Source organism: Trichloromonas sp. (genome assembly GCF_034006665.1).
Lineage (GTDB): Bacteria > Desulfobacterota > Desulfuromonadia > Desulfuromonadales > Trichloromonadaceae > Trichloromonas.
The window spans coordinates 36,209-56,492 of the sequence record NZ_JAVESI010000022.1; the positions used below are offsets into that span (position 1 = coordinate 36,209).

19 protein-coding genes are annotated in these 20,284 nt (G+C 62.6%); 10 read left to right on the forward strand and 9 right to left on the reverse strand.

Going from position 1 to position 20,284, the window contains the following annotated elements; all coding sequences use genetic code 11:
* Positions 1-34 precede the first annotated feature (34 nt).
* A complete protein-coding gene (locus tag RBR25_RS09895) occupies positions 35-1,285 on the reverse strand; it encodes a TIGR02678 family protein (RefSeq protein WP_432819384.1) in 1,251 nt (416 codons plus the stop codon).
* Complete coding sequence (locus RBR25_RS09900) at positions 1,282-2,838, reverse strand: TIGR02677 family protein (protein WP_432819385.1); 1,557 nt, start codon at positions 2,836-2,838, stop codon at positions 1,282-1,284. The genes RBR25_RS09895 and RBR25_RS09900 overlap by 4 nt, the downstream gene beginning before the upstream one ends.
* 246 nt (positions 2,839-3,084) lie before the next feature.
* Between RBR25_RS09900 and RBR25_RS09905 the strand changes: the two genes are divergently transcribed.
* The 3 genes from RBR25_RS09905 (at position 3,085) to RBR25_RS09915 (ending at position 5,871) form a co-directional block, all read left to right on the forward strand.
* Entirely contained in the window at positions 3,085-4,575 is a 1,491-nt protein-coding gene (locus tag RBR25_RS09905; RefSeq protein WP_432819386.1) for an AAA family ATPase, read from the forward strand.
* A 31-nt stretch (positions 4,576-4,606) separates the two neighbouring features.
* Positions 4,607-4,795 (forward strand): DUF6726 family protein, encoded by a 189-nt coding sequence (locus RBR25_RS09910; protein WP_432819387.1) that lies wholly within the window; start codon positions 4,607-4,609, stop codon positions 4,793-4,795.
* 83 nt (positions 4,796-4,878) lie between these two features.
* Positions 4,879-5,871, forward strand: a complete 993-nt coding sequence (locus RBR25_RS09915; RefSeq protein WP_432819401.1) for a zinc-dependent alcohol dehydrogenase family protein — start codon at positions 4,879-4,881, stop codon at positions 5,869-5,871.
* 60 nt (positions 5,872-5,931) lie between these two features.
* Here the strand turns inward: RBR25_RS09915 and RBR25_RS09920 are convergent, their stop codons facing one another.
* The 3 genes from RBR25_RS09920 to ispG form a co-directional block, all read right to left on the reverse strand.
* Positions 5,932-7,251: a CDP-alcohol phosphatidyltransferase family protein gene (locus RBR25_RS09920; RefSeq protein WP_432819388.1), complete on the reverse strand. Its 1,320-nt coding sequence runs from the start codon at positions 7,249-7,251 to the stop codon at positions 5,932-5,934.
* A 76-nt stretch (positions 7,252-7,327) separates the two neighbouring features.
* A complete protein-coding gene (locus tag RBR25_RS09925) occupies positions 7,328-8,485 on the reverse strand; it encodes a tRNA-queuosine alpha-mannosyltransferase domain-containing protein (protein ID WP_432819389.1) in 1,158 nt (385 codons plus the stop codon).
* Between the two features lie 13 nt (positions 8,486-8,498).
* A complete protein-coding gene (gene ispG, locus RBR25_RS09930) occupies positions 8,499-9,557 on the reverse strand; it encodes a flavodoxin-dependent (E)-4-hydroxy-3-methylbut-2-enyl-diphosphate synthase (protein ID WP_432819390.1) in 1,059 nt (352 codons plus the stop codon).
* Between the two features lie 155 nt (positions 9,558-9,712).
* Between ispG and RBR25_RS09935 the strand changes: the two genes are divergently transcribed.
* Complete coding sequence (locus tag RBR25_RS09935; RefSeq protein ID WP_432819391.1) at positions 9,713-9,919, forward strand: AbrB/MazE/SpoVT family DNA-binding domain-containing protein; 207 nt, start codon at positions 9,713-9,715, stop codon at positions 9,917-9,919.
* Positions 9,916-10,152 (forward strand): hypothetical protein, encoded by a 237-nt coding sequence (locus RBR25_RS09940; protein ID WP_432819392.1) that lies wholly within the window; start codon positions 9,916-9,918, stop codon positions 10,150-10,152. Before RBR25_RS09935 ends, RBR25_RS09940 begins: the two co-directional genes overlap by 4 nt.
* Positions 10,153-10,363: 211 nt before the next feature.
* Here the strand turns inward: RBR25_RS09940 and RBR25_RS09945 are convergent, their stop codons facing one another.
* Entirely contained in the window at positions 10,364-11,056 is a 693-nt protein-coding gene (locus tag RBR25_RS09945; RefSeq protein WP_432819393.1) for a superoxide dismutase, read from the reverse strand.
* Positions 11,057-11,254: 198 nt separating this feature from the next.
* Between RBR25_RS09945 and rlmD the strand changes: the two genes are divergently transcribed.
* Positions 11,255-12,667, forward strand: coding sequence for a 23S rRNA (uracil(1939)-C(5))-methyltransferase RlmD (gene rlmD / locus RBR25_RS09950; protein ID WP_432819394.1), 1,413 nt, complete (start codon positions 11,255-11,257; stop codon positions 12,665-12,667).
* A 96-nt stretch (positions 12,668-12,763) separates the two neighbouring features.
* Here the strand turns inward: rlmD and RBR25_RS09955 are convergent, their stop codons facing one another.
* Positions 12,764-12,976: a hypothetical protein gene (locus RBR25_RS09955; RefSeq protein WP_432819395.1), complete on the reverse strand. Its 213-nt coding sequence runs from the start codon at positions 12,974-12,976 to the stop codon at positions 12,764-12,766.
* A 129-nt stretch (positions 12,977-13,105) separates the two neighbouring features.
* Between RBR25_RS09955 and yedF the strand changes: the two genes are divergently transcribed.
* The 4 genes from yedF to selD all read left to right on the forward strand — a co-directional run bounded on the left by yedF (position 13,106) and on the right by selD (position 17,520).
* Positions 13,106-13,687 (forward strand): sulfurtransferase-like selenium metabolism protein YedF, encoded by a 582-nt coding sequence (gene yedF, locus RBR25_RS09960; protein ID WP_432819396.1) that lies wholly within the window; start codon positions 13,106-13,108, stop codon positions 13,685-13,687.
* A gap of 475 nt (positions 13,688-14,162) precedes the next feature.
* Complete coding sequence (locus RBR25_RS09965; RefSeq protein ID WP_092054214.1) at positions 14,163-14,363, forward strand: hypothetical protein; 201 nt, start codon at positions 14,163-14,165, stop codon at positions 14,361-14,363.
* A 189-nt stretch (positions 14,364-14,552) separates the two neighbouring features.
* Positions 14,553-16,478: a selenocysteine-specific translation elongation factor gene (gene selB, locus RBR25_RS09970; RefSeq protein ID WP_432819397.1), complete on the forward strand. Its 1,926-nt coding sequence runs from the start codon at positions 14,553-14,555 to the stop codon at positions 16,476-16,478.
* Between the two features lies 1 nt (position 16,479).
* The gene (gene selD, locus RBR25_RS09975) at positions 16,480-17,520 is read left to right on the forward strand and encodes a selenide, water dikinase SelD (protein ID WP_432819398.1); all 1,041 of its coding nucleotides are present in this window, start codon (positions 16,480-16,482) and stop codon (positions 17,518-17,520) included.
* A gap of 123 nt (positions 17,521-17,643) precedes the next feature.
* Here selD and RBR25_RS09980 read toward each other — a convergent pair whose 3' ends face one another.
* Positions 17,644-18,564 (reverse strand): diguanylate cyclase, encoded by a 921-nt coding sequence (locus RBR25_RS09980; RefSeq protein ID WP_432819399.1) that lies wholly within the window; start codon positions 18,562-18,564, stop codon positions 17,644-17,646.
* Complete coding sequence (locus tag RBR25_RS09985; protein WP_432819402.1) at positions 18,561-20,192, reverse strand: PAS domain-containing sensor histidine kinase; 1,632 nt, start codon at positions 20,190-20,192, stop codon at positions 18,561-18,563. Before RBR25_RS09985 ends, RBR25_RS09980 begins: the two co-directional genes overlap by 4 nt.
* Positions 20,193-20,284 lie beyond the last annotated feature (92 nt).

Here is a 20,284-nt window from a genome sequence, read left to right on the forward strand (position 1 = left end):
CTTGCGTTGAATGTTCCCGTAGCCAAGTCGGTGATTACAAATCGAGGGTTTCCTCTATCGGCAGCAGCGTTTCGCCCATGGCGTAGCGGCCGATGGCAGGCAACGGCCGGATTCCGGCGCCCGTCGCCTCCGCCAGGCGCAGAGCCACCAGACGTTCCAGAGCCTGGCGGCATAATTCCCGCTCGGCTCCGGGCTCGCGGGCAGCCTTTTTCCAGAAACGGCCGTAGCGAACCATCCACCCCTTGACGGCCTCTTCAAGGTCGCGCACGGGGACGGTTTCGCCCTTGGCGAGGACACCGGCCCGCTCGGCGAGCCAGGTAACGGTCAGCAACGCAAGGTGCCCGTCGGTCCCCTCCGACGGCAGACGGCAGTCGGTCAGTTCCCCGGCGTCATCGACCAGGGCGATCCCCTCGGCCCGCACCTCGGCAAGCAATCCGGTGGCCTCGCGGATACGGGCGGCAATCGCGGCGCGCTGGCTGGTCAGATAGGCGCGCTCCGTCTCTTCCAGCTCATCCCAGTAAACCACCGGGTCGTCGAGCAGACGGCCGGTCAACCGCCGACGGAGAGCCCGGTTCCGTCCTTCGACGGTATCGGGGACGAAGGTTTCCGTCAGCGCGGCGATACGCCCGGCGGTCGTCCCGGGATCGCCGACCAGGTTGACCATGGACGACCCCTTCACCGTTACCGGCAAGGCGGAGAGGATGCGGCGGTTGACGTCGTAGAGGGCATCCCCCGCGGCATCGATAAAGGCATCTTCGTCCCCCGCCACCCGGATGAGTACCCCCAGCGCCAGCAGATGCCGGACCACCGCCACCAGATCCCGGCGTTCCTCCCGGTTGTCGAGGGCAAAGCGGATCCCCGCCGCGAGCAAAGCCGGTTCGGCGGCGGCCGTCACGACCTGCTCGCCCAAGCGTCCCAGGGCGGTCTGCGCCTCCCCCTTTTCCAGCACCGCCAAAGCCAGGCAGAGGAGACAGTAACGGCGGCGACTGAACGGAGGATCGGCGGCGGGATAGTCGGCGCCGGCCGGACGGGTACCGTCGTCGTGGCAGGCGACGCGCTTGTGCAGGCGGGCGAAATCTCCTTCGACCTGCAAACTCCATCCCGTCTCCGCCACCAGCCATTGACGGAGGGCCTCGGCGTGGCGTCGCACCAAGGGAAAGGCGGGATGACGGGCGGGTAACAGGGGGCGCGCCAGCAGCGCGCGCAGGGCTCGGCGTCGCTCTTCGGCCCGACTGCGGTCGAGGGCGTTGGCGAGCAGGGTCGCGGAAGCAGGCCGTCCGTTCACGGGGCGACCTCCCCGAGGGCTTGCGGCGGTTCGTCATCGTCGAGAGCAGTAATACAGAGGAGGTGATCCCGACCGCCGAAAACCCCGTCGGGCGTTTCGATCCGCGCCCGCGTTTCCGGCCCCAGGGGGGTCAGGGAAATACGCAGGCTGCCGTCCCCGGAAAGGGTGACGACGTCTCCTTCCGGGTCGACGGAAGCGGCCAGAGCGTCCCCCAACAGCTGCAGGAAAAGGGCGAAAGGAGCAGGATCAAGGCAACCGACGGCGCTCAGCCGTAGCGGCGCGCCGGTGGCAAGCAGACGCCGGGCGGCGCGGATCTGGGCATTCTCCTCGGCCAATTGCCGGGAAAGCAGCTCCCGCTCCCGGTCGCGGCGCTGAACCTTCGGCGGCTGCCCTTTCTTGCGGTAACTGCCGGTAGCGCGCAAGCGAGCGTTGATGATCAGCGGGGGCGCCTCCAGCCAGGAGGTCGCCGGGGAAACGGGCTCGGCCTCCCGCGCCGCCAGGGTCTCCTCGTCTATCGTCAGGTGTCGGGCGGGGGTCAGACCGAACGCAGCCCGCCACAACCGGTGGGCGGCGGCCTCGGTTTCGGCTTCGGCAAACCAGCGGGCCAGAGTACGAAAATCGGCAGCCCGGTCACTGCGCCCCAAACGCTGCTCGTTGAGGCGCCGCGCCGCGTCGAGCAGTTCGGGAATGGCCCGCCGGGCGCGATTGCGCAGCAGCTCCGCTTGGGAGGGATGGTGACGGCCGCCGATGAACCAGGCCGTCAACCCCTCCCAACGGGCACGCCATTGCTCCAGATGCCGCGCGGTTGCCGGCGCCTCCCCTTCTCCCCCCTCCTCCAAGGCGTCCCGGGCTTCGCGGGCCGCCACCAAGCGCAACAGGCGCTCAATGCCGGAAGACTCCCCGGCATCGGTACCAATCTCCCTAAGCAACCGGGCAATGTCGGCCGATGCGGTAACCAGTTCGCCGATGAACCGCTGCAGATAGTCGACAAGCCTTTCCTTGTAGGCGAGAAACGCCTCGCGGTCGGCGCCGCGCAATTCCAAGGTCCGGCCCAGTCCCGCCATGAAGGCCTGGGCGTTTTCCGCCAGATCGGCAAAGACCCGGCTCAGATCGCGCAACAAAAAATGCGCCCGAGCCGGATCGGGCTCCGCCTCCCGCAAAAGGACCTGCAAAGTCCGCAACTGGTGGCGGATGTCCGCCAGGGCCACCGCCTGCAGAACCCCGCGTCGACCAAGAGCCTCATCATAGGCAGCTAGGGCGATCTCGGCGGCCTCCCCCTCCTTGGTGAGCTGGTAGAGAAAGCGAGCCCGATAGAAATCCTCCACCGTGCTGACCCGTCCGGTGTCGGGTTCGGCCCTCAGATTCCCCCAATCGACCAGCTGCTGCAAAGCGCGCTCGACCTCTTCCCGCGCGATGGCGGGCAGCCGCTCATGCACATCCTCGGGGCGCAGATGGACGAGAAAACGCTCCTTGGCGGCAACGAAAACCCGCATCAGCTCCCGGTAGAGCGTTGATTTTTCCGCATTGACGTAGGCAAACGGGGTCAAGGGCATGAAGCAGGACACCAAAGCGAAGAGATTATCGGGGCAAGAGGAACGGACTTACGGAAATTGAGAGGGCATCGCCCCCAACGGCATCAGGACTGTAATGGGAAGATGTCTCCCAAGTCAACCGGCTTGTGGCCGCTTGGAAAGCGTCAACAAAAGGATTCCGGCCGGCATGGACAAATCTTAACGGATGATTTAACGTGAAAGACAAAATCATTGCGCCTTCTCATCGTTTGCCGGAAGGATTCGACCATGGAAGAGCTTCTGTCCCTGACCAACTTCAGTCGGCAGGTAGCGGCGGGAACACCGTTGATCTACATCACCACCGACAATGAAAGCCGTACTGAGGCTCTCATCGCCCACGCCGCCCTCTACGCCATCAAGGGAATGCCCGGCCCGCTGGTCTGGAACTGCACCGTCGGCTTTCTTGGCCATGACGGCACCCGCGAGCCCCTGGCGGGGCTGCGCTGGGCGGTGGAACAAGAGGGGCCGGGGATCTTCATCTTCAAGGATCTTGACTGGTTCTGGCACGACAATCCTTTCATTCAACGCACCCTCAAGGATTTCGCAGCGGTGCGCCGCCCTCCCGGCAAGACCCTGATCTTCATGGGTGGCCGTCCCGACATCCCGCCGGCCTTGCGCGAGGAATTTCTGATCCTCGATCACGGACTGCCCGACCGTAAAGAGATCCAGGCCTTTCTCGAAAAGAACCGGGGCAAGGACCCCTTCATCGACCAACTACTGGCCGACGACGAGACGGTGTCACGGCTCGTCGTCGCCGCCCAGGGGCTCGATCTGCTCAATCTCGACCGCGCCCTGCGCCTGGCTCGGGTCAGCAAAGAGGGCGGGCCGGACGAAGTGGTCGCCGCCCTCTTCCGCACCAAGAAGCAGCTGTTGCGCAAAAGCGGCATCATGGAATTCGTCGAGAACGACGTCACCGCCGATCAGCTCGGCGGCATGGAAAACCTCAAGGGCTGGATGGAAAAACGCGAAAAAGCCTTCGGCGCTGTGGGACTCTCTTCGGGCAAGAACCTCCCCCGGGGGGTGCTGGTCATGGGCATCAGCGGTTGCGGCAAGAGCCTCTTTGTCAAGGCGATCGCCGCCCGCTGGCGTTTGCCCTTGGTGCGTCTCGACATGGCGACGGTCTACGAAGGCACCTTCGGTTCGCCGGAAAGCAGCCTGCGCAAGGCCTGCAAGACCGCCGAAGCGCTCTCTCCCTGTGTGCTCTGGATCGACGAGATGGAGGCGGGCATCTCCAATCAGGGCTTCAAGTCCGAAGGGGGCGCGGCCTCCCGGGTGCTCGGCTATTTTCTCACCTGGATGCAGGAAAAACGCCACCCCGTCTTCGTCGCCGCCACCGCCAACGCCATCGAGATGCTCCCCGCCGAGGTGCTGCGCAAAGGGCGCTTCGATGAAATCTTCTACGTCGCCCTGCCGGGGCTCTCGGAGCGGGAAGAGATCGTCCGCATCCACCTGCGCAAGCGTGCTTTCCCCATCGAGCATTTCGATTTGGGCATGCTCGCCCACGCCGCCAAGGGGTTTTCCGGCGCCGAGATCGAACAGGCCGTGGCCAGCGCCGGTTTCGAGTCCTTGGCCCAGAACCGCGCCATGACCCAGCAGGACGTCATGGAAGCGATCAGCCGTACCGTTCCCCTATCGGTCACCATGGCCGAACAGATCAAAAAAATCGAAGCCTGGGCCTTCAAGCGGGCGGTTCCGGCCAGTGCCGGAGCCCTGCGCTGAGCCCCCCATCCCTCTCTCAAGGAAAACTGCAATGAACTGGATCAAACTCTTCGCCGTTCTGCTTCTCGCCGGCCAGCTCAGCGGCTGTTTCCTCACCAAGGTCGTCAGCGTGCCGATGCGCGCCGTCGGCGCGGTGATCTCGATCATTCCGGTCGCCGGCAATACCGCCCATGACGCCATCGACGGCGCCGCCGACGCCGTCGATGAGGTGCCCCTCTAGTCATCGCCACCCGCCGCGCCCGCCCCTTACGGCGGGCGCGACCTTTTCCGGAAAAGGAGAAGGCTATGTCCTTACCCAAGACCATGCGCGCCATGGTCCTCGAAGCGGGAGAGCGCCGTCTGCAACCGCGCACCCTCCCCCTGCCCCGGCCCCTCGCCGGACAAGTCCTGATCAAAATCCACGCCTGCGGCGTTTGCCGCACCGACCTGCACATCGTCGACGGGGAGCTGACCGAACCGAAGCTCCCGCTGATCCCCGGCCACGAAATCGTCGGCACGGTGGTGGGTATCGGCCCGGGGGACAGCCCCTTCCAACTCGGCGACCGGGTCGGCGTCCCCTGGCTCGGGCACACCTGCGGCCACTGCCGCTATTGCCGCAGGGGCCAGGAGAATCTCTGCGAGGAGGCAAAATTCACCGGCTACACCCTCGACGGCGGCTTCGCCGAATACACCGTCGCCGACACCCGCTACACCTTCCCCCTTCCCGGCGGATTTTCCGACGTCCATGCTGCGCCCCTGCTCTGCGCCGGACTGATCGGCTACCGCACCTACCGCCTTGCCGGCGACAACATCGAACACCTGGGCATCTACGGCTTCGGCGCCGCCGCCCACCTGGTCGCGCAGATCGCCGTCTATCGCGGGCAAAAGATCTACGCCTTCACCCGGCCCGGCGATATGGAAGCGCAGGCTTTCGCCCGTCGCCTCGGCGCGGTCTGGGCCGGAGCTTCAGACGAGAGGCCCCCCGTCCCTCTCGACGCCGCCCTGATCTTCGCCCCGGCCGGGGAACTGATCCCCGCCGCCCTGCGCGCCGTGGACAAAGGGGGGCATGTCGTCTCCGGCGGCATCCACATGAGCGACATCCCCACCTTCCCCTACCACATTCTCTGGGAAGAACGGAAGGTCAGCTCGGTGGCCAATCTCACCCGCCGCGACGGCGAGGAACTGCTCGCCCTCGCCGGGGAAATCCCGCTGCACACCGAGGTCGTCCCCTTCCCCCTAGAAGCGGCCAACGAGGCCCTCGACCGGCTCCGGGCCGGGCGCATCGAAGGGGCGGCGGTGCTGGTCATGGCGGATTGAACAAGGATGGAACCCTGACGAAAAAGCCCCGGTTCGTGCCGGGGCTTTGTTTTTGGCGGGCTATTTGTCCGAAGGCTTGGCCTTCTCTTTCCAGAAGAGGGGGGAGACGAGATAGGTCAGAGCCGCGACCAGAGAGATCAGCAGGGGCGCCGTATATTCGTCGCGGCGGAAGCCGAGGGCAAGCATGAACAGGAAAAGACCGAGAACCAGCACGCGAACGATTTTGGGAATTTTCGGGAGAATGGTGCGTCCGAAATGGGCATAGGGAACGCGGGAGACCATCAGTGCCGAGGTCGCCAGCACAAGGATACCGTTGACCAGCGGGCTGGGGATGAAGACACAGGCGGTCCCGGCCAGCAACGCCCCGGCCGGAGACGGCATGCCGGAAAAAGTACCGACGCCGCCCAGCACGCCCTCTTTGCGTTTCTCCACGACAAAGCGCACGAGCCGGTAGATTACCGCCGCCAGATAGAGTCCGCCGATCACCAGTCCCAGGGTGAGGGAGGGGAAAGACAGGGCAACCACCAACCCGACGGTGAGACCGAAGCTGGTGCCGTCGGCAACGTCGTCGAAGACCTCTCCCCGGGGAGTCGAGCCCCAGCGCTCCGCTGCCCGCCCGTCGAAGAGATCGAGAAACTGGCCGAGAAAGACCAACCCCAGGGCATAGACGGGGGGATGTCCGGCGAGCAGCACATAGCAGCCGGCCAGACCGCAGACCAGATTCATGATGCTGAGAATGTTGGCGTACCAGTAGTTGGGAATGAGTTTGAAGGCGGTGGAACAGAACGCCAGGGCAGCACAGATTGCCGTCAGGGGGTAGATCGCCCGGCCGAGCAGAGGCAGGGGGCCGTAGATCCACTCGAAACCGACGACGATAAGAAGCACCACTACCAGAAAGGTCTTGGCTTTGCCGAAGAGATTGGCCGCCTTGACCTTACAGAAGCGCCGCGATACCTGGCCGACGACGTCGAAGACCAGAAACAGCCCCACCAGCAGCGGGTCAAGCCAGCCGGTCCAGGCCATATAGATGAGCATGGGGGAATACATGAGCTTGTCCGAGAAGGGATCGATGGTCTCCCCCTCTTCGGTATGCAGATCGCAGCGACGAGCGATCTCGCCGTCGGTGATGTCGCTGATCATCCAGAAGGTGAAAAAGAGGAAGCAGAGCCGGGGAAAACCCAGGTGCAGGAGCAGCACGGAAATGAAGCCCATGGGATAACGGGCGCGGCTGATGGCGTTGGGGTGCAGCCAACCGTGGCGACGGACCCAGGCCACCTGTTCGGGGGTGCGCAGATAACGGAGGACCAGAAAGCGTTCAATACCGAGCATCAAAAGGACGGGAAGAATGATCTCCCACCACATGGCCATGTACGAAGTCATAGAATTGAGTGCCTGCGAAAAGAGGGGGATTGAAGTCGCCGGAGGTGAAACGGCCGCGACCGGACGCCGTTTCTGATTAGCCCAGCCCCGCGTCGCTGTCAACCGCAAAAGTCCCGCCCCGTGCCAGGGCGGCGAGAAGTTCGTCGTAAACCGGCGCCAGGGTTTCCCAGCCATAGCGGAGCACCAGCGACCGCGTCGGTGTTCGCCGGATGTTTTCCCTGTCTCGGCACAACTCCGCCAGCCGCCGCACCAATTCCGCAAAGTCGTCGTAGAAAAACATCCCGTGCCGGTTAGCGGGCAGATGCTCCGGATAGGCCAGGCGTTTTGGCAGCAGCGGCCAGGTATTGCAATAAACAGCCTGGACCACGCTCGCGCCGAAGAAATCGTGGATCGAGGTCACCGGCAGGATATCGGCCCGCCGCAGCCAGGCGGCGTAGTCGGCGAAATTTTCGACAAAGCCCCAGTGGACAATGCGTTGGGCCAACCGCTCACGAACCTCGGCGAAGATCGGCGGCGCGTCGCGGAAGGATTCGCCCAGCACCGCCAAATTAAAATCGACGCCCATCTCCTCCAGCCGATAGAGGGCGCGAAAGAATTCCTCGGGATTCTTGTCGTACTCCCAACGATGATTCCACAAAAGCAGCGGGGGCCCGACTCGCGGCGACGCCGGGCCGTCCAGGGCGCGCAGATCGAGCCCCAGGGGCAGGGTCCGGCTCTTTCCGGCAATGGCGGAAACGCTCTCCGGTTCGCGATGGTCGGGAAAGGCGGCGAGAAAACCGGGCAGCACGTCGAGAAAGACGCGGCGGTGATAGTCGGAATTGAAAAGGACGGCGTCGGCGGCCAGGGCGCCCGCGTAATTGATGAACCCGTAATGGACATCCCGTTGCCGCGCGGGATCGCCGTCGCCGGGGGACCAGGGGTAGGTGAGCTGATTTTCGTGAAAGTAGAGGGCGATGGGCGTTCGCGCCGTCGCCTTCCGGGTCAGGGCGAGAAAGGTGGTGAGATCGAGCATGTCCGTGACCAGGAGCAGATCGGACCGCAGGTTCTCAACAAGAAACTGCCGGGCCAAGGTCACGGCGCCGCCGTGCATACGCCACTTCCAGTGCCGCCCCTCCATCCCGAGAATCCGCACCCGGTGGCGGCTGTGGGCCGCGTACTCCCTGGCCCAGGCGGCGTGGGAGCCGGTCAGATAGGGCTCCAGCAGAACAATCTCCAGCGCCTCATCATTCATCATTCATCATTCTTGCTCACTCCTCCTCCGCGATCCGCCGCGCTTCCGCAATCAACGCCTCGGCCAGCTCAGCTTCAGGCACCTTGCGCACCACCTCGCCGTGGCGGAAGAGCAACCCCTGCCCCTTGCCGCCGGCGATGCCGACGTCGGCCTCCCGAGCCTCGCCGGGACCGTTGACGACGCAGCCCATGACCGCCACGGTGAGTTTTTTCGGCAGATCGTGGAGCCGCCGCTCGACCTCCTCGGCGATGGGGATCAAATCGATCTGGCAACGGCCGCAGGTCGGGCAGCTGACAAAAACCGGGCCACGCTCCCGCAACCCCAGGGATTTAAGGATTTCCCAGCCGACCCGCACCTCCTCCACCGGATCGCCGGTCAGCGACACCCGCAAGGTATCGCCGATTCCGTCGTAGAGCAGAATCCCGAGACCGACAGCGCTCTTGATCGTCCCGCTCCAAGTGGTTCCGGCTTCGGTGATGCCGATGTGCAGGGGATAGTCGCAGCACGCCGCCAGTTGCCGGTAGGCTTCGACGGTGCGGCGAATATCCGAAGCCTTGAGGCTGATCTTGATCCGGTCGAAACCGAGATCCTCCAGAATCCGCACATGGCCGAGAGCGCTTTCCACCATTGCCTCGGCGGTGGGATGGCCGTATTTCTCCAGCAGTTCCTTCTCCAGCGAGCCGCCGTTGACGCCGATGCGGATCGGCACCGCGCGCTCGGCGCAGGCCCTGACCACTTCCTGCACCTTCCAGCGCTCGCCGATGTTGCCGGGGTTGATGCGCAGCCCATCGGCCCCGGCGGCAAGGGCGGTCAGGGCCAACTGGTAGTCGAAATGGATGTCGGCAATGAGCGGAATCGAGCATTGGGCGCGAATCGCCCGCAGCGCCTCGGCCGCCTCCCGGTCGGGGACGGCGCAGCGCACGATCTCGCAACCGGCTTCCGCCAGAGCACGGATCTGCGCCAGAGTGGCAACGATATCGCGGGTGTCGGTATTGCACATCGACTGCACGGACACCGGTGCGCCGCCACCGACGGCAACCGAGCCGACCTGAATCCGGCGGGTTTTATGGGCCATGGAAGGACTCCTTGAGGATGGGGGAAACCGAGGTGAGGAGTTTACCGAGGGGATGGCGGACAAGTCAAGCTTCCGGCGATTTCCGGAGCGATCCTTGTCGGAGGGCATCGATGATGCTAGCATCGAACAAAACTCCTATCGATAAGGATAAGCCGATGGAAACCGTGACTATTTCGCCAAAATTCCAGGTTGTTATTCCCAAAACCTTGCGCGAGAGCCTGGGGCTGACCGCCGGACAGAAGGTGCAGATGATCGCTTACGGCAACCGCCTGGAACTGATCCCCAAACAGCCCATTAAGAAAATGCGCGGTTTTCTCAAGGGCATCGACACCCGCTTCGAGCGCGAGGAAGACCGGCTATGAATCTGGTCGACTCCTGCGGTTGGCTGGCCTATTTCGCTGATTCGCCCACCGCCGACATTTTCGCCCAACCACTTGGCAACACAGAGGAACTGCTGGTGCCGTCTATCGCGCTCTATGGGGTGTTCAAAATAACGTCGCATTCGCCGCGCCTTCGGCACAGAAAGCAATTCACCAACGCCGGCGAAATACTTGCCGCTCCGGCGCGGTTGCGCAACCATCGCCGACATCCATGATAAGTAAAGTCTAGGGGAAAACGGAGATTTCCCTTAACCCTGCGGACTCTCTCCGGGGTATTGACTGAACTCACGAACTCCGTCTGCTATGCCTGGCGGCGGACCGTCCGCTTCGGGGGCAAGCACTCTTAACAAAAACAACCGCTTTCGGGATTCGAACCCGAAAGCGGCTGTTTTTGTTTTTGCGCATCGTTGGGATGGAACTTGATTTCTAGCGTAGCGCCTCGGCAAAGCGGCGGTTGACTTCGTTCCAGTTCACCACTTGCCACCACTGGTCGAGATAGGCCGGCCGGCGGTTCTGGTAGCTGAGGTAATAGGCGTGTTCCCAGACGTCGACGGCAAGGATCGGGGTGCCTTTGACCTCGGTGACATCCATGAGGGGGTTGTCCTGGTTGGCGGTGGAGGTGACGGCGAGTTTCTTGTCGGCCGTGACGATCAGCCAGGCCCAGCCCGAACCGAAACGGGTTGCCCCGGCTTGGTTGAACCGCTTTTTCAGTTCATCGAGGGAACCGAAGGTCTGGTTGATCGCCGCGCTCAGCTCCGCCGAGGGGGAACCGCCGGTTCCGGCGGGGGCCATGATCTTCCAGAAGAAATCGTGATTGTAGTGGCCGCCGCCGTTGTTGCGTACCGCCGGGTTGAAGGTGGAGATTTTCGCCATCATGCTTTCCAGGCTCATCCCTGCCAGTTCGGGAAAGGTCTTGACCTGGGCATTGAGGTTATTGACATAGCCCTGATGATGCAGGCCGTGGTGGATCTCCATGGTCAGTTTGTCGATGTAGGGCTCCAAGGCATCGCCGGCGTAGGGCAACGCCGGCAGCGTGAAGGGCTGCGCCAGGGCGGCGCCGGTCGTCACGACAAAGGTCCAGAAGAGCACCAGCGCGAGAAGGGCAAGGGATTTTTTCATGTTCAGCCTCCGTGATGGGATGGGGTCGTTGGCTTCGCTTGCCCCATAATTGGACCAAAAAAGTCAGAAAATGCAAGGAAGAGCTCAACAAAAGGGACGCCGTGCTGAAAAACGCTCTTGCGAACAAATTGACAGCACCCGGGACACAAGGTAAGGTGCCTCATCCTTTTCATCCCCGATCCGACAGGTACGACATAAATGGCCAAACCACCGGTAAAACCCGTAAAAAGTCAGAAAACGAAGCGCCGCGCCCCGGCGCCCTCCATTGAACTGGATATCAACCGCCTCGACGACGAGGGAATGGGCATTGGCTACTACCAGACCAAGGAAGTTCTCATCGCCGGCGCTCTGCCCGGCGAAAAGGTGACTTTCGCCATCGAGTACGAAGGGCAGCGGCGCATCATCGGCCGGTTGCGTAAGGTGCTGCGCCGGAGCGTCGACCGGGGCGTGCCCGTCTGCAAACGCGCCGAGGACTGCCAAGGCTGTTCCCTCATCGCCATGAACTACCCGGCGCAATTGCGTTTCAAGGAGGCCAAGGTGCGCCGTTATCTGGGCAACCGCGCGCCTCTCGCCGAGGTGCCGGTGCTGCCCATCTGGGAAGCCGGGCAACGTCTCGGCTACCGCACCAACGCCAAACTGGTGATGGCCAAGGAACGGGGCGAGGTGAAGATCGGCCTCTATCGCCGGGGCAGCCACACGGTGGTGGATATCTCCGACTGTCCCCTGCATCATCCCCTGATCAACCGCATCGTCGCCGTGGTCAAGGAAGAGATCGCGCGCCAGGATATCTACCTCTACAACCCGCGCAGCAAGCGGGGGCTGTTGCGCTACCTGACCATCAAGGTCGCCCCGGCGGTGAACCGGGCGATGGTCACCTTCGTCTGCACCGAGCGCAACTTCCGGGAACTCACCCATCTCGGCAAGTGGCTGATGAAGAAAGTGCCGGAAGTCGTCTCGGTGCAACAGAACATCAACAGCGCCGAAGGGAATGTGATTTTCGGGCGAGAAACGTTGAAAATGCTGGGGGTTCCCGATCTCATCGATCAGGTGGGGGAAATCCGCCTGCGCATCGCGCCGACTTCCTTCTTCCAGGTGCATAACGAACAGGCGGCACGCATCTATGCCCAGGTGCGCCAATGGGCCGGACTGAACCCCGGGGAGACCGCCGTCGATCTCTACTGCGGCATCGGCGGCATCGCCCTCAACCTGGCCCGGGACGCCGGGCGGGTGATCGGCATCGAGGTCAGTGAAGAGGCGGTACGCAACGCCCGCGAGAACGCCCGCATGAACGAGCGCAACAACTGCACATTCATCGCCGGCGATGCCGCCGAACTGATCCACGACTTGGCGGGGGACGTGCCGCCAGGAAGCGTCGCGGTGCTCAATCCACCCCGGGGCGGTTGCGCCGAGGAGGTCTTGACCGAGCTGACGGGCCTGGCGCCGCGAACGATCATCTACGTCTCCTGTAATCCCGAGACCCTGGCCCGGGATCTGGAGCTGCTGCACCGCCTCAGCTACGGGACCGAAGCGGTACAGCCGGTGGACATGTTCCCCCAGACCCCACATGTGGAATCGATCGCCCGTCTGTCGCCACTGCCGAAAAGACGCTGATGGCGTCGTAAAAACTCGTCAACTGCTGCGTTGCCGCTTTTTGCTGAGCCATCCACAGTGATGTTTTTTTGCGAAAGCAGCAAAGGCTGAACGGCTTTAGGGGTTTTCCAGTTCCGCCAGACGTTCCCGGGCCTGGGCGGCATAGGGGGAATCGGGATATTTCTGCAGGATTTCCCCGTAAAGCTGCCGGGCATGCTCGGCATTGTACTGGCGCTCTTCGAGTTGGGCGGTGTCGTAAAGATCTTTCGCCCGGTCGCCGCAGGCGCAGAGCAGAAGCGCCAGGCACCCGGCCAGAAACAGTTTTTTCATGACAAGCCTCCGTGGTGGCGGTTAACGATCGCGACCGGCACCGCCGGTCTCCGCCACCATGCCGCGCCACGGAACGCTTGTCAAAATGATTTCGGATTTCAAGCCAAGGAAGAAGGAGGTTTCCCGCCGATGAAAACCCTTGATTGCCGCTTGCGGAAATGCCCCGGCCCGGTCATCGAGACCCGCAAACAACTGCTGGCCGAACCGGATACGCCTCTGACCGTGCTGGTCGGCGACGACACCGCCCGGCAGAATGTCTCACGCCTCGCTCTGAGCCTCGGTTGTCAGGTCCAGGCCACCGCCGACGAAAGCGGCTTTGCCTTGGAAATCACCCCCGGCGCCGCGCCGACCACGGAAGCCACCGCCCCGGCCCTGGGAAAAACCGTCGTTTATGTGGCCGCCGACGTCATGGGTGCGGGGGACGACGAACTGGGACACATCTTGATGAAAAACTTCATCTTCACCCTGGCTGAACTGGAAACGCCGCCCGACGCCATCCTCTTCGTCAACAGCGGGGTCAGACTGACCACCGAGGGTTCCGACGTCATCGAACCCCTGGAAAAACTCGCCTGCAACGGCGCCGATATCGCCTCCTGCGGGCTCTGCCTGGATTTTTTTGAACTGAAAGACAAGCTCAAAGTCGGCCGTCCGACCAACATGCTCGATACCGTCGAACAGCTGACCCGCGCCGGCCGCGTCATCCGCCCCTGATCCGCCCCGCCTCCCCCATGCCGCCGGAAAGAAACATTCCGGCGGCATTTTCACAAACACCTCTTCAATCTTCAAAACACCCTCCAAAAAACAGCCTTCAACCTCTCATTCAAGATAGTCCGACACGCTTCCTCTCAGCAGTATCTTTCAAATCTATTTGATTTATAAGAAAATTCTTTCTTGCAAAATAATAAAACGCTGTATCATTATTATCAGGTACGCGGCATCGCGGTTTCGAGTCGGGCATTTCACCGCCTACCCCGGGATGGATCAAAATTGATCAGCGATGGTGCATTTTGACTCACAAATAGACCAAGAGGGCGGAAGAACAAGTATTCACTGCGCGCGAAGACCGGACTTTTCCTGGCTTCGTGCTCAGCAAGGAATCTGGCCCGCATCTTGCTTATATACATAAGTAGCACGGTTGGACATCATCACAAAAATCCATCATCTTCAATAAAGAAAGGCTCAACCCATGCGCGTCGACTTTCCTCTGGAACAGATTTTCGGCCGACCTCCCCGCGAGGTCGAACAACTCTTTCGCTCCCAAGGGATCGATCCGGAACTGCCCTACAGCTCCAAAATCACCTTCGCCGGGGTAACCATCGAGCAGGATGTACCCCGCGACCAGCGGCCATCCCGCTTCTTCATCCCCATTCCGGCCCGCACCTACTGATGCGCCCCACGGGAAGTCCCGTCGATGACGGGACTTCCCGTGCTCTCCGCGACGCCTTTCTTGTGCTTTTCTCCCCGCCATGCTATTTTCCCCCAACTGATCCATCGTATTATCTCTATCTATCAAGCTGAAGACCTGGCTCCGGAAACCGGGTTTACTAAGGCGGAAACCTTCGCAGGATCTCTACGCATGTCCCAAGAACGACACATCATCATCGGCACCGCCGGTCACGTCGATCACGGCAAGACCGCTCTGATCCGCGCCCTGACCGGCCAGGAAACGGACCGCCTCAAGGAGGAACAGGAACGGGGCATCTCCATCGACCTCGGTTTCGCAGCCTTCCGGCTTCCCGGGGGACAGGTGGCGGGGGTGGTGGATGTTCCCGGCCATGAGCGTTTTATCCACAACATGCTAGCCGGCATCGGCGGCATCGACCTGGTGCTGCTGGTGGTGGACGTCAACGAGGGGGTCATGCCCCAGACCCGCGAGCATTTGCAGATTCTTCAACTGCTCGACATCCGCCAGGGGATTCTGGTTCTGACCAAGTGCGATCTGGCCGAGCCGGACTGGATCGACATCGTCGAGGAGGAGATCCGCGAGGAGGTCGCCGCGACCTTCCTCAAAAACGCACCCTGCCTGCGGGTTTCGGCCGTGACCGGCGAGGGGATGCCGGAACTGACGGCGGCCATCGCCGCGGCGGTAAAACATCTGCCGCCCAAAGACGCCGATGGCCCCTTGCGTCTGCCCGTCGATCGTCACTTCAGCGTCGCCGGTTTCGGCACGGTCGTAACCGGCACCCTCCTCTCCGGCACGGTGCGGCCGGGGGACGCGGTTGAGGTCGTTCCGCCGGGGCTGACCGTGCGCGTGCGGGAAATCCAGGTCCACGGTCACAAGCTGAGCGAGGCGCGAGCCGGACAACGGGTCGCTCTCAACCTGGCCGGACTCGACCGCGACCAGTTGCAGCGCGGGGCGGTGGTCGGCGCACCAGGCATCTTCGAACAGACCGAGCGCCTCGACGCCCGCCTGACCCTACTCTCCTCGGCCCCCCGCCCGCTCAAGTTCCGCGACCCGGTCCATTTTTATCTCGGTACCGCCCGGGTCATCGGCATCGTCGCCCTGCTCGACCGCGACCAGCTGGAACCGGGGGAGAGCGCGCTGGTGCAGATCCATCTCGACCGGCCTCTGGTCGCCCACCGCCAGGACCGCTTCATCATCCGTTCTTATTCGCCGATGACCACCATCGGCGGCGGCCTGGTCATCGACCCGGCGCCAATAAAACACAAGCGCTTCCGCGACGAGGTAATGGGCGCTCTGAAGGCGCTGGAGTCGGGTGAGATGGCCTTTCTTCTGCAGAAACTCGGGGAGCAGGTCTGCCCCCGGGTCAAGGATCTGGAGCTTGCTTCGGGCCTCGGCCGCGAACGTATCGAACAGCATCTGGCAACGCTCAGGGACGAAGGCCGAGCTGCGCGCCTCGGGGACCAGTGGCTGACGGTGGAGACCCTGCGCGCTTGGCGGCGCCGGCTCACCGAGGCGACCCGCCACTACCACGAGGCGTTCCCCCTGCAGCCCGGCATCCCCCACGCCACCCTCAAGGGGGCGCTTCCGGCTAAACTCGCGCCTAAGGGTTACGAGCAGTTGCTGGCTGAAACCCTGGCCGCCGGCGAGCTGGTCCAGCAGCAGGAATGGCTGCGCTTGCCGGACTTCGCGCCGATACCAACGGCGTCCCAGCAAAAGATCATCGATTTGCTTGAAGCGACCTATCGCAGCGAAGGCTTGCAGGCCAAGAACCGCAACGCCATGCTCGAACAGCTGCGTCTCGACCCGAACACGGCCGAAGACTGTTTCACCCTGCTCTTCGCCGACGGCCGTTTGGTCAAGCTCAACGAGGAAACTTTTCTCCATCGGGACTGCTACAATCAGGCCCTGACCCAACTCATCGCCCACTTTGCCGGTCACGAAACCCTGACCATGGCCGAGTTCCGCGATCTCATCGGCAGCGCCCGCAAGCAGACCCAGGCGCTACTCGAATACTTTGACCGTCTCAAGTACACTCTGCGCAAGGAAGACCTGCGAGTCGCCTGGCAACTCCCGAAACCCCCGGAAACACGAGGATAAGATGACCGATCAGCCGATCCGGCTTACCGCCCTCTCCAAAACCAGCGGCTGAGCCGCCAAGCTGGCCCCCGGGCCACTGGCGCAGGTTCTGCGCCAACTGCCGGTTTTCGAGGATGAAAATCTCCTTTCCAACGCAATCCCCTACGCCGACGCCGGGGTTTATCGTCTCGGGACGGAGTGCGCCCTGGTCCAGTCGATCGATTACTTCACCCCCATCGTCGATGACCCCGCCACCTTCGGCCGTATTGCTGCGGCCAACGCCCTGTCGGACATCTACGCCATGGGCGCCCGGCCGCTGACGGTGCTGAATCTCATCGGCTTCCCCCGCTGCCTGCCGCAGGCGATACTGGTGGACATTCTGCGCGGCGGCGCCGAGAAGGTGCGGGAAGCCGGGGCGGTGATCGTCGGCGGGCATACGGTGGAAGATGACGAACCCAAATTCGGCATGGCGGTCACCGGGCTGGTCGATCCGACACGGCTGGTCTCGACCCTCAACGCCCGGCCCGGCGACGCCCTGATTCTGACCAAGCCCCTGGGCACCGGCATTCTCGCCACCGCCCTTAAAGGAGAAGTGCTGACGGCGACCGATATCGCCGACGCCGTTGCCGGCATGCAGCAACTGAACAAGACGGCGGGCGAAATCATGCTCGAAGTCGGCATCCACGCCTGCACCGACGTCACCGGCTTCGGTCTGCTCGGTCACGCCCTGGAACTGGCCGAAGCGAGCCGCGTCCGTGTCGAAATCGAAGCAGCCGCCCTGCAGGTCTATCCCCACGCGCTTGAGATGGCCGCTATCGGTCTGGTTCCCGAGGGGAGCTACAATAACCGTCAGTATTACCTGCCCCGGGTCGTCAACGGCGCCGACCTCCCGCCGGAAATCCTCGACATTCTCGCCGATCCCCAAACCTCCGGCGGCCTGCTCATCGCCGTTTCTCCAGAGAAGACCACTGAGTTGCAAAGGCGACTGCGCGCCGCCGGTTGCGGCGATTACCGCATCGGCACCATCCGCGAGGGGCACACGGGCACCTTGAAGGTGACCTGACCGCCGCAACCCGCCATTTCATCAAGCAACAAAAAAGGGCCGACATGGCCCTTTTTTGTTACCATTGCACTGTCTCGGTTCCCCCCCTCGGTTCCCCCTTGTCAGGGGGGGGAAAGGCCAGGACTAGTCGAGCGGCGCGGCCTCGCAGCGGTTGCGCCCGTTGGCCTTGGCCCGATAGAGGGCCGCGTCGACGGCCCCGATGGCATCCTCCAGACTCATCCCGGGAAGATAGGCACCGACCCCGAAACTGAGGGTCACGGAAATTCCCCGCCCTTCCCACGGAGTAACCAACTCGGCCACCGCCAAACGCAGCTTTTCCGCCACCAGCAGCGCCACCTCTCGATCGGTATTGGCAAGAAGCAGCAAAAACTCTTCTCCCCCCCAACGACCACAGACATCTTCGGCGCGAACCGATCCCGCCAGGATTTCCGCCACCCTTTTCAGCACCCGATCGCCCGCCAGGTGGCCGAAATTATCGTTCACAGCCTTGAAATGATCGACATCGGCGAGCAGCAGAGAAAAGACGCCGCCATGCCGCTCAACCCGCGCCCCCTCGGCCTTGAAACGGCTCATCAATTCACGGCGGTTGGCCAGGCCCGTGAGGGGATCGGTCTGGGCGGCGCTCTGCAGATCATCCTCCAGGCGCAGGCGGCATGCGCATTCCAGCAGGGTTTGTTGCAGATGCAAACCGTCCACCGGCTTGGTGACATACTTGTCGACGCCGATATTGATCGATTTTTTGAGGTAATCGACCTGCTCGAAAGCGGTCAGCAGGATGATCGGGATCTTCCGGTCGAGGGTGCGGATCTCTCGGGCCATCTCCAGCCCGTCCCGTACGGGCATGAGAATGTCGGTAAGGATCATGTGCGGGGCCTGATCGTGATAGATCGCCAGTCCCTCCTCGCCGTCGCAGGCAACCAGCAGCTTGCCGACCAGCCGCGAAAGAAAACGGACGAACTGGATACGTACCTCCTCCTCGTCTTCCACGTAGAGAAGGGTGAGTCCTTTCAAAAAGGCCTGGTCCTTTGCGTCGATATGGGTCATAGCTGCTCCGCAAGCGGCAGGGCGACGGAGAATTCGCATCCGTCGTTGACATTACGGACAGAGATGGTGCCGTTCATATTGCGTTCGATGATTGTCTTCGACATATAGAGACCGATCCCGGTTCCCATGCTCTTGGTGGAGAAATAGGGATCGAAAATCTTGTCCATAATTCCATCCGGCACGCCGCCGCCATTGTCCCGCACCCGCACCACGCCCTGCCCGCCCTCGGCGGCCAGGATAATGAGCACCTGCCCCGAGCCCTTACGGGTATGCAGGATGGCGTCCTTGGCGTTGCCGAGAAGATTAAGCAGCACCTGGGAGTACTCGTTGGGAAAACCTTTAAGGAGGCAGTCCCCTTCCGCCTCGGCGGCGATGACGACCTCGTTGGCCTTGAAGGCCGTCTCCACCAGGGCCACCGCCTGCCGGATCTGCTGGAGCGCGGAGAAAGTCGTCATCGTCTTGTCGGGGCTGAAAAAGTCACGGAAGTCGTTGATGGTGGTGGACATCTTCTGGATCAGGCGATGGGCGACGGCGGCCGATTCTTCCAGATAGTCGTCGCTCAGATCTCCGTCCCGCCAGGCGAATTGCAGATTAGTGATGAGCATGGCCAGAGCGTTCAAGGGCTGCCGCCACTGGTGGGCGATGTTGCCGATCATTTCGCCCATGGCCGCTTGCCGTCCTTGGCTGATGAGAACCTGATCCTTCCGCCGCAGGTCGGCGACCGACTTTTCCACCTGATCGCAAAGCGAGCGGTTGAGCATCTCCAGCTCTTCCTGCTTCTCGTTGAGTTCCGCCTGGGCCATAATCCGCTGGTTGATCTCCTGCTTGAGCAGGGCGCTTTTAGTCTGAAGCTCCTCCTCGATCATCTTACGCCGGGTGATGTCGGCGTGGGTCCCGGCGGCGCGCAGCGGCTTGCCGTCGGCATCGCGCACGACGATCTTGCCCCGGTCGAGAATCCATTTCCAATCCCCGGATTTGGTTCGCACCCGATACTCGACCTCGATGAAAGGGCTGCGCCCCTCCAGGTGAGCCTGAATCTTCTCCATGACCTCGGGCATATCCTCGGGATGCACGAGCCGCTCCCAGGAATCGCCGTACGGTTCGAGTTCTTCACGACGATAGCCGAGCATCGCCGCCCAATGGCTGCTGAAGTCGACCTGGTCGTGGACCAGATCCCAGTCCCAGAAGGCGTCCTGAGCGCCGTCCAGCACCAGGTTCAGCCGTTCCTCGCTCGCCGCCTTGTCCCGCTCGCTCGCCTCGGCGGCCTCCTTCGCCCGGCGCAATTCACGCTCGGCCAGGATGCGCTCACTGATATCCGTGGACATGCCGCAGACCCCGTTGACCTGCCCGTCGGCGTCGTAGGTGGGGAATTTCAGGGTGATGAAGTGGCGCGGCCCCTGCTCACCGTCGCGGGTTTCCTCCCGCACCAGCAAGCGATCGCCGTTTAAGACCGCCAAATCGTATTCCCGAAAACGGCGGGCAACCTCCTCGGGAAAGATCTCGTCATCAATCCGCCCGAGAATGGCCTTCCGCGACTGTCCCGTCAGCTCTTCCCAGGCGCGGTTGACGATCCGGTAGCGCAGTTCGCGATCCTTGATGCCACCGCAAAAAGAGAAGATCCGACAAATAGTTTAAATCATTAGATTATTTGCAATTTTTTTCTTGCGCCGGGACGTAATCTATGGTATATTCCTCAACAATTCCAATGCCTTGCGAGGGA

Bases quoted from the DNA above. Each gene is read 5' to 3' on its own strand.
- RBR25_RS09900 (WP_432819385.1), bottom strand. From the start codon at position 2,838: ATGCCCTTGACCCCGTTTGCCTACGTCAATGCGGAAAAATCAACGCTC.
- RBR25_RS09905 (WP_432819386.1), top strand. From the start codon at position 3,085: ATGGAAGAGCTTCTGTCCCTGACCAACTTCAGTCGGCAGGTAGCGGCG.
- RBR25_RS09910 (WP_432819387.1), top strand. From the start codon at position 4,607: ATGAACTGGATCAAACTCTTCGCCGTTCTGCTTCTCGCCGGCCAGCTC.
- RBR25_RS09915 (WP_432819401.1), top strand. From the start codon at position 4,879: ATGCGCGCCATGGTCCTCGAAGCGGGAGAGCGCCGTCTGCAACCGCGC.
- RBR25_RS09920 (WP_432819388.1), bottom strand. From the start codon at position 7,251: ATGACTTCGTACATGGCCATGTGGTGGGAGATCATTCTTCCCGTCCTT.
- RBR25_RS09925 (WP_432819389.1), bottom strand. From the start codon at position 8,485: ATGATGAATGATGAGGCGCTGGAGATTGTTCTGCTGGAGCCCTATCTG.
- ispG (WP_432819390.1), bottom strand. From the start codon at position 9,557: ATGGCCCATAAAACCCGCCGGATTCAGGTCGGCTCGGTTGCCGTCGGT.
- RBR25_RS09935 (WP_432819391.1), top strand. From the start codon at position 9,713: ATGGAAACCGTGACTATTTCGCCAAAATTCCAGGTTGTTATTCCCAAA.
- RBR25_RS09940 (WP_432819392.1), top strand. From the start codon at position 9,916: ATGAATCTGGTCGACTCCTGCGGTTGGCTGGCCTATTTCGCTGATTCG.
- RBR25_RS09945 (WP_432819393.1), bottom strand. From the start codon at position 11,056: ATGAAAAAATCCCTTGCCCTTCTCGCGCTGGTGCTCTTCTGGACCTTT.
- rlmD (WP_432819394.1), top strand. From the start codon at position 11,255: ATGGCCAAACCACCGGTAAAACCCGTAAAAAGTCAGAAAACGAAGCGC.
- RBR25_RS09955 (WP_432819395.1), bottom strand. From the start codon at position 12,976: ATGAAAAAACTGTTTCTGGCCGGGTGCCTGGCGCTTCTGCTCTGCGCC.
- yedF (WP_432819396.1), top strand. From the start codon at position 13,106: ATGAAAACCCTTGATTGCCGCTTGCGGAAATGCCCCGGCCCGGTCATC.
- RBR25_RS09965 (WP_092054214.1), top strand. From the start codon at position 14,163: ATGCGCGTCGACTTTCCTCTGGAACAGATTTTCGGCCGACCTCCCCGC.
- selB (WP_432819397.1), top strand. From the start codon at position 14,553: ATGTCCCAAGAACGACACATCATCATCGGCACCGCCGGTCACGTCGAT.
- RBR25_RS09980 (WP_432819399.1), bottom strand. From the start codon at position 18,564: ATGACCCATATCGACGCAAAGGACCAGGCCTTTTTGAAAGGACTCACC.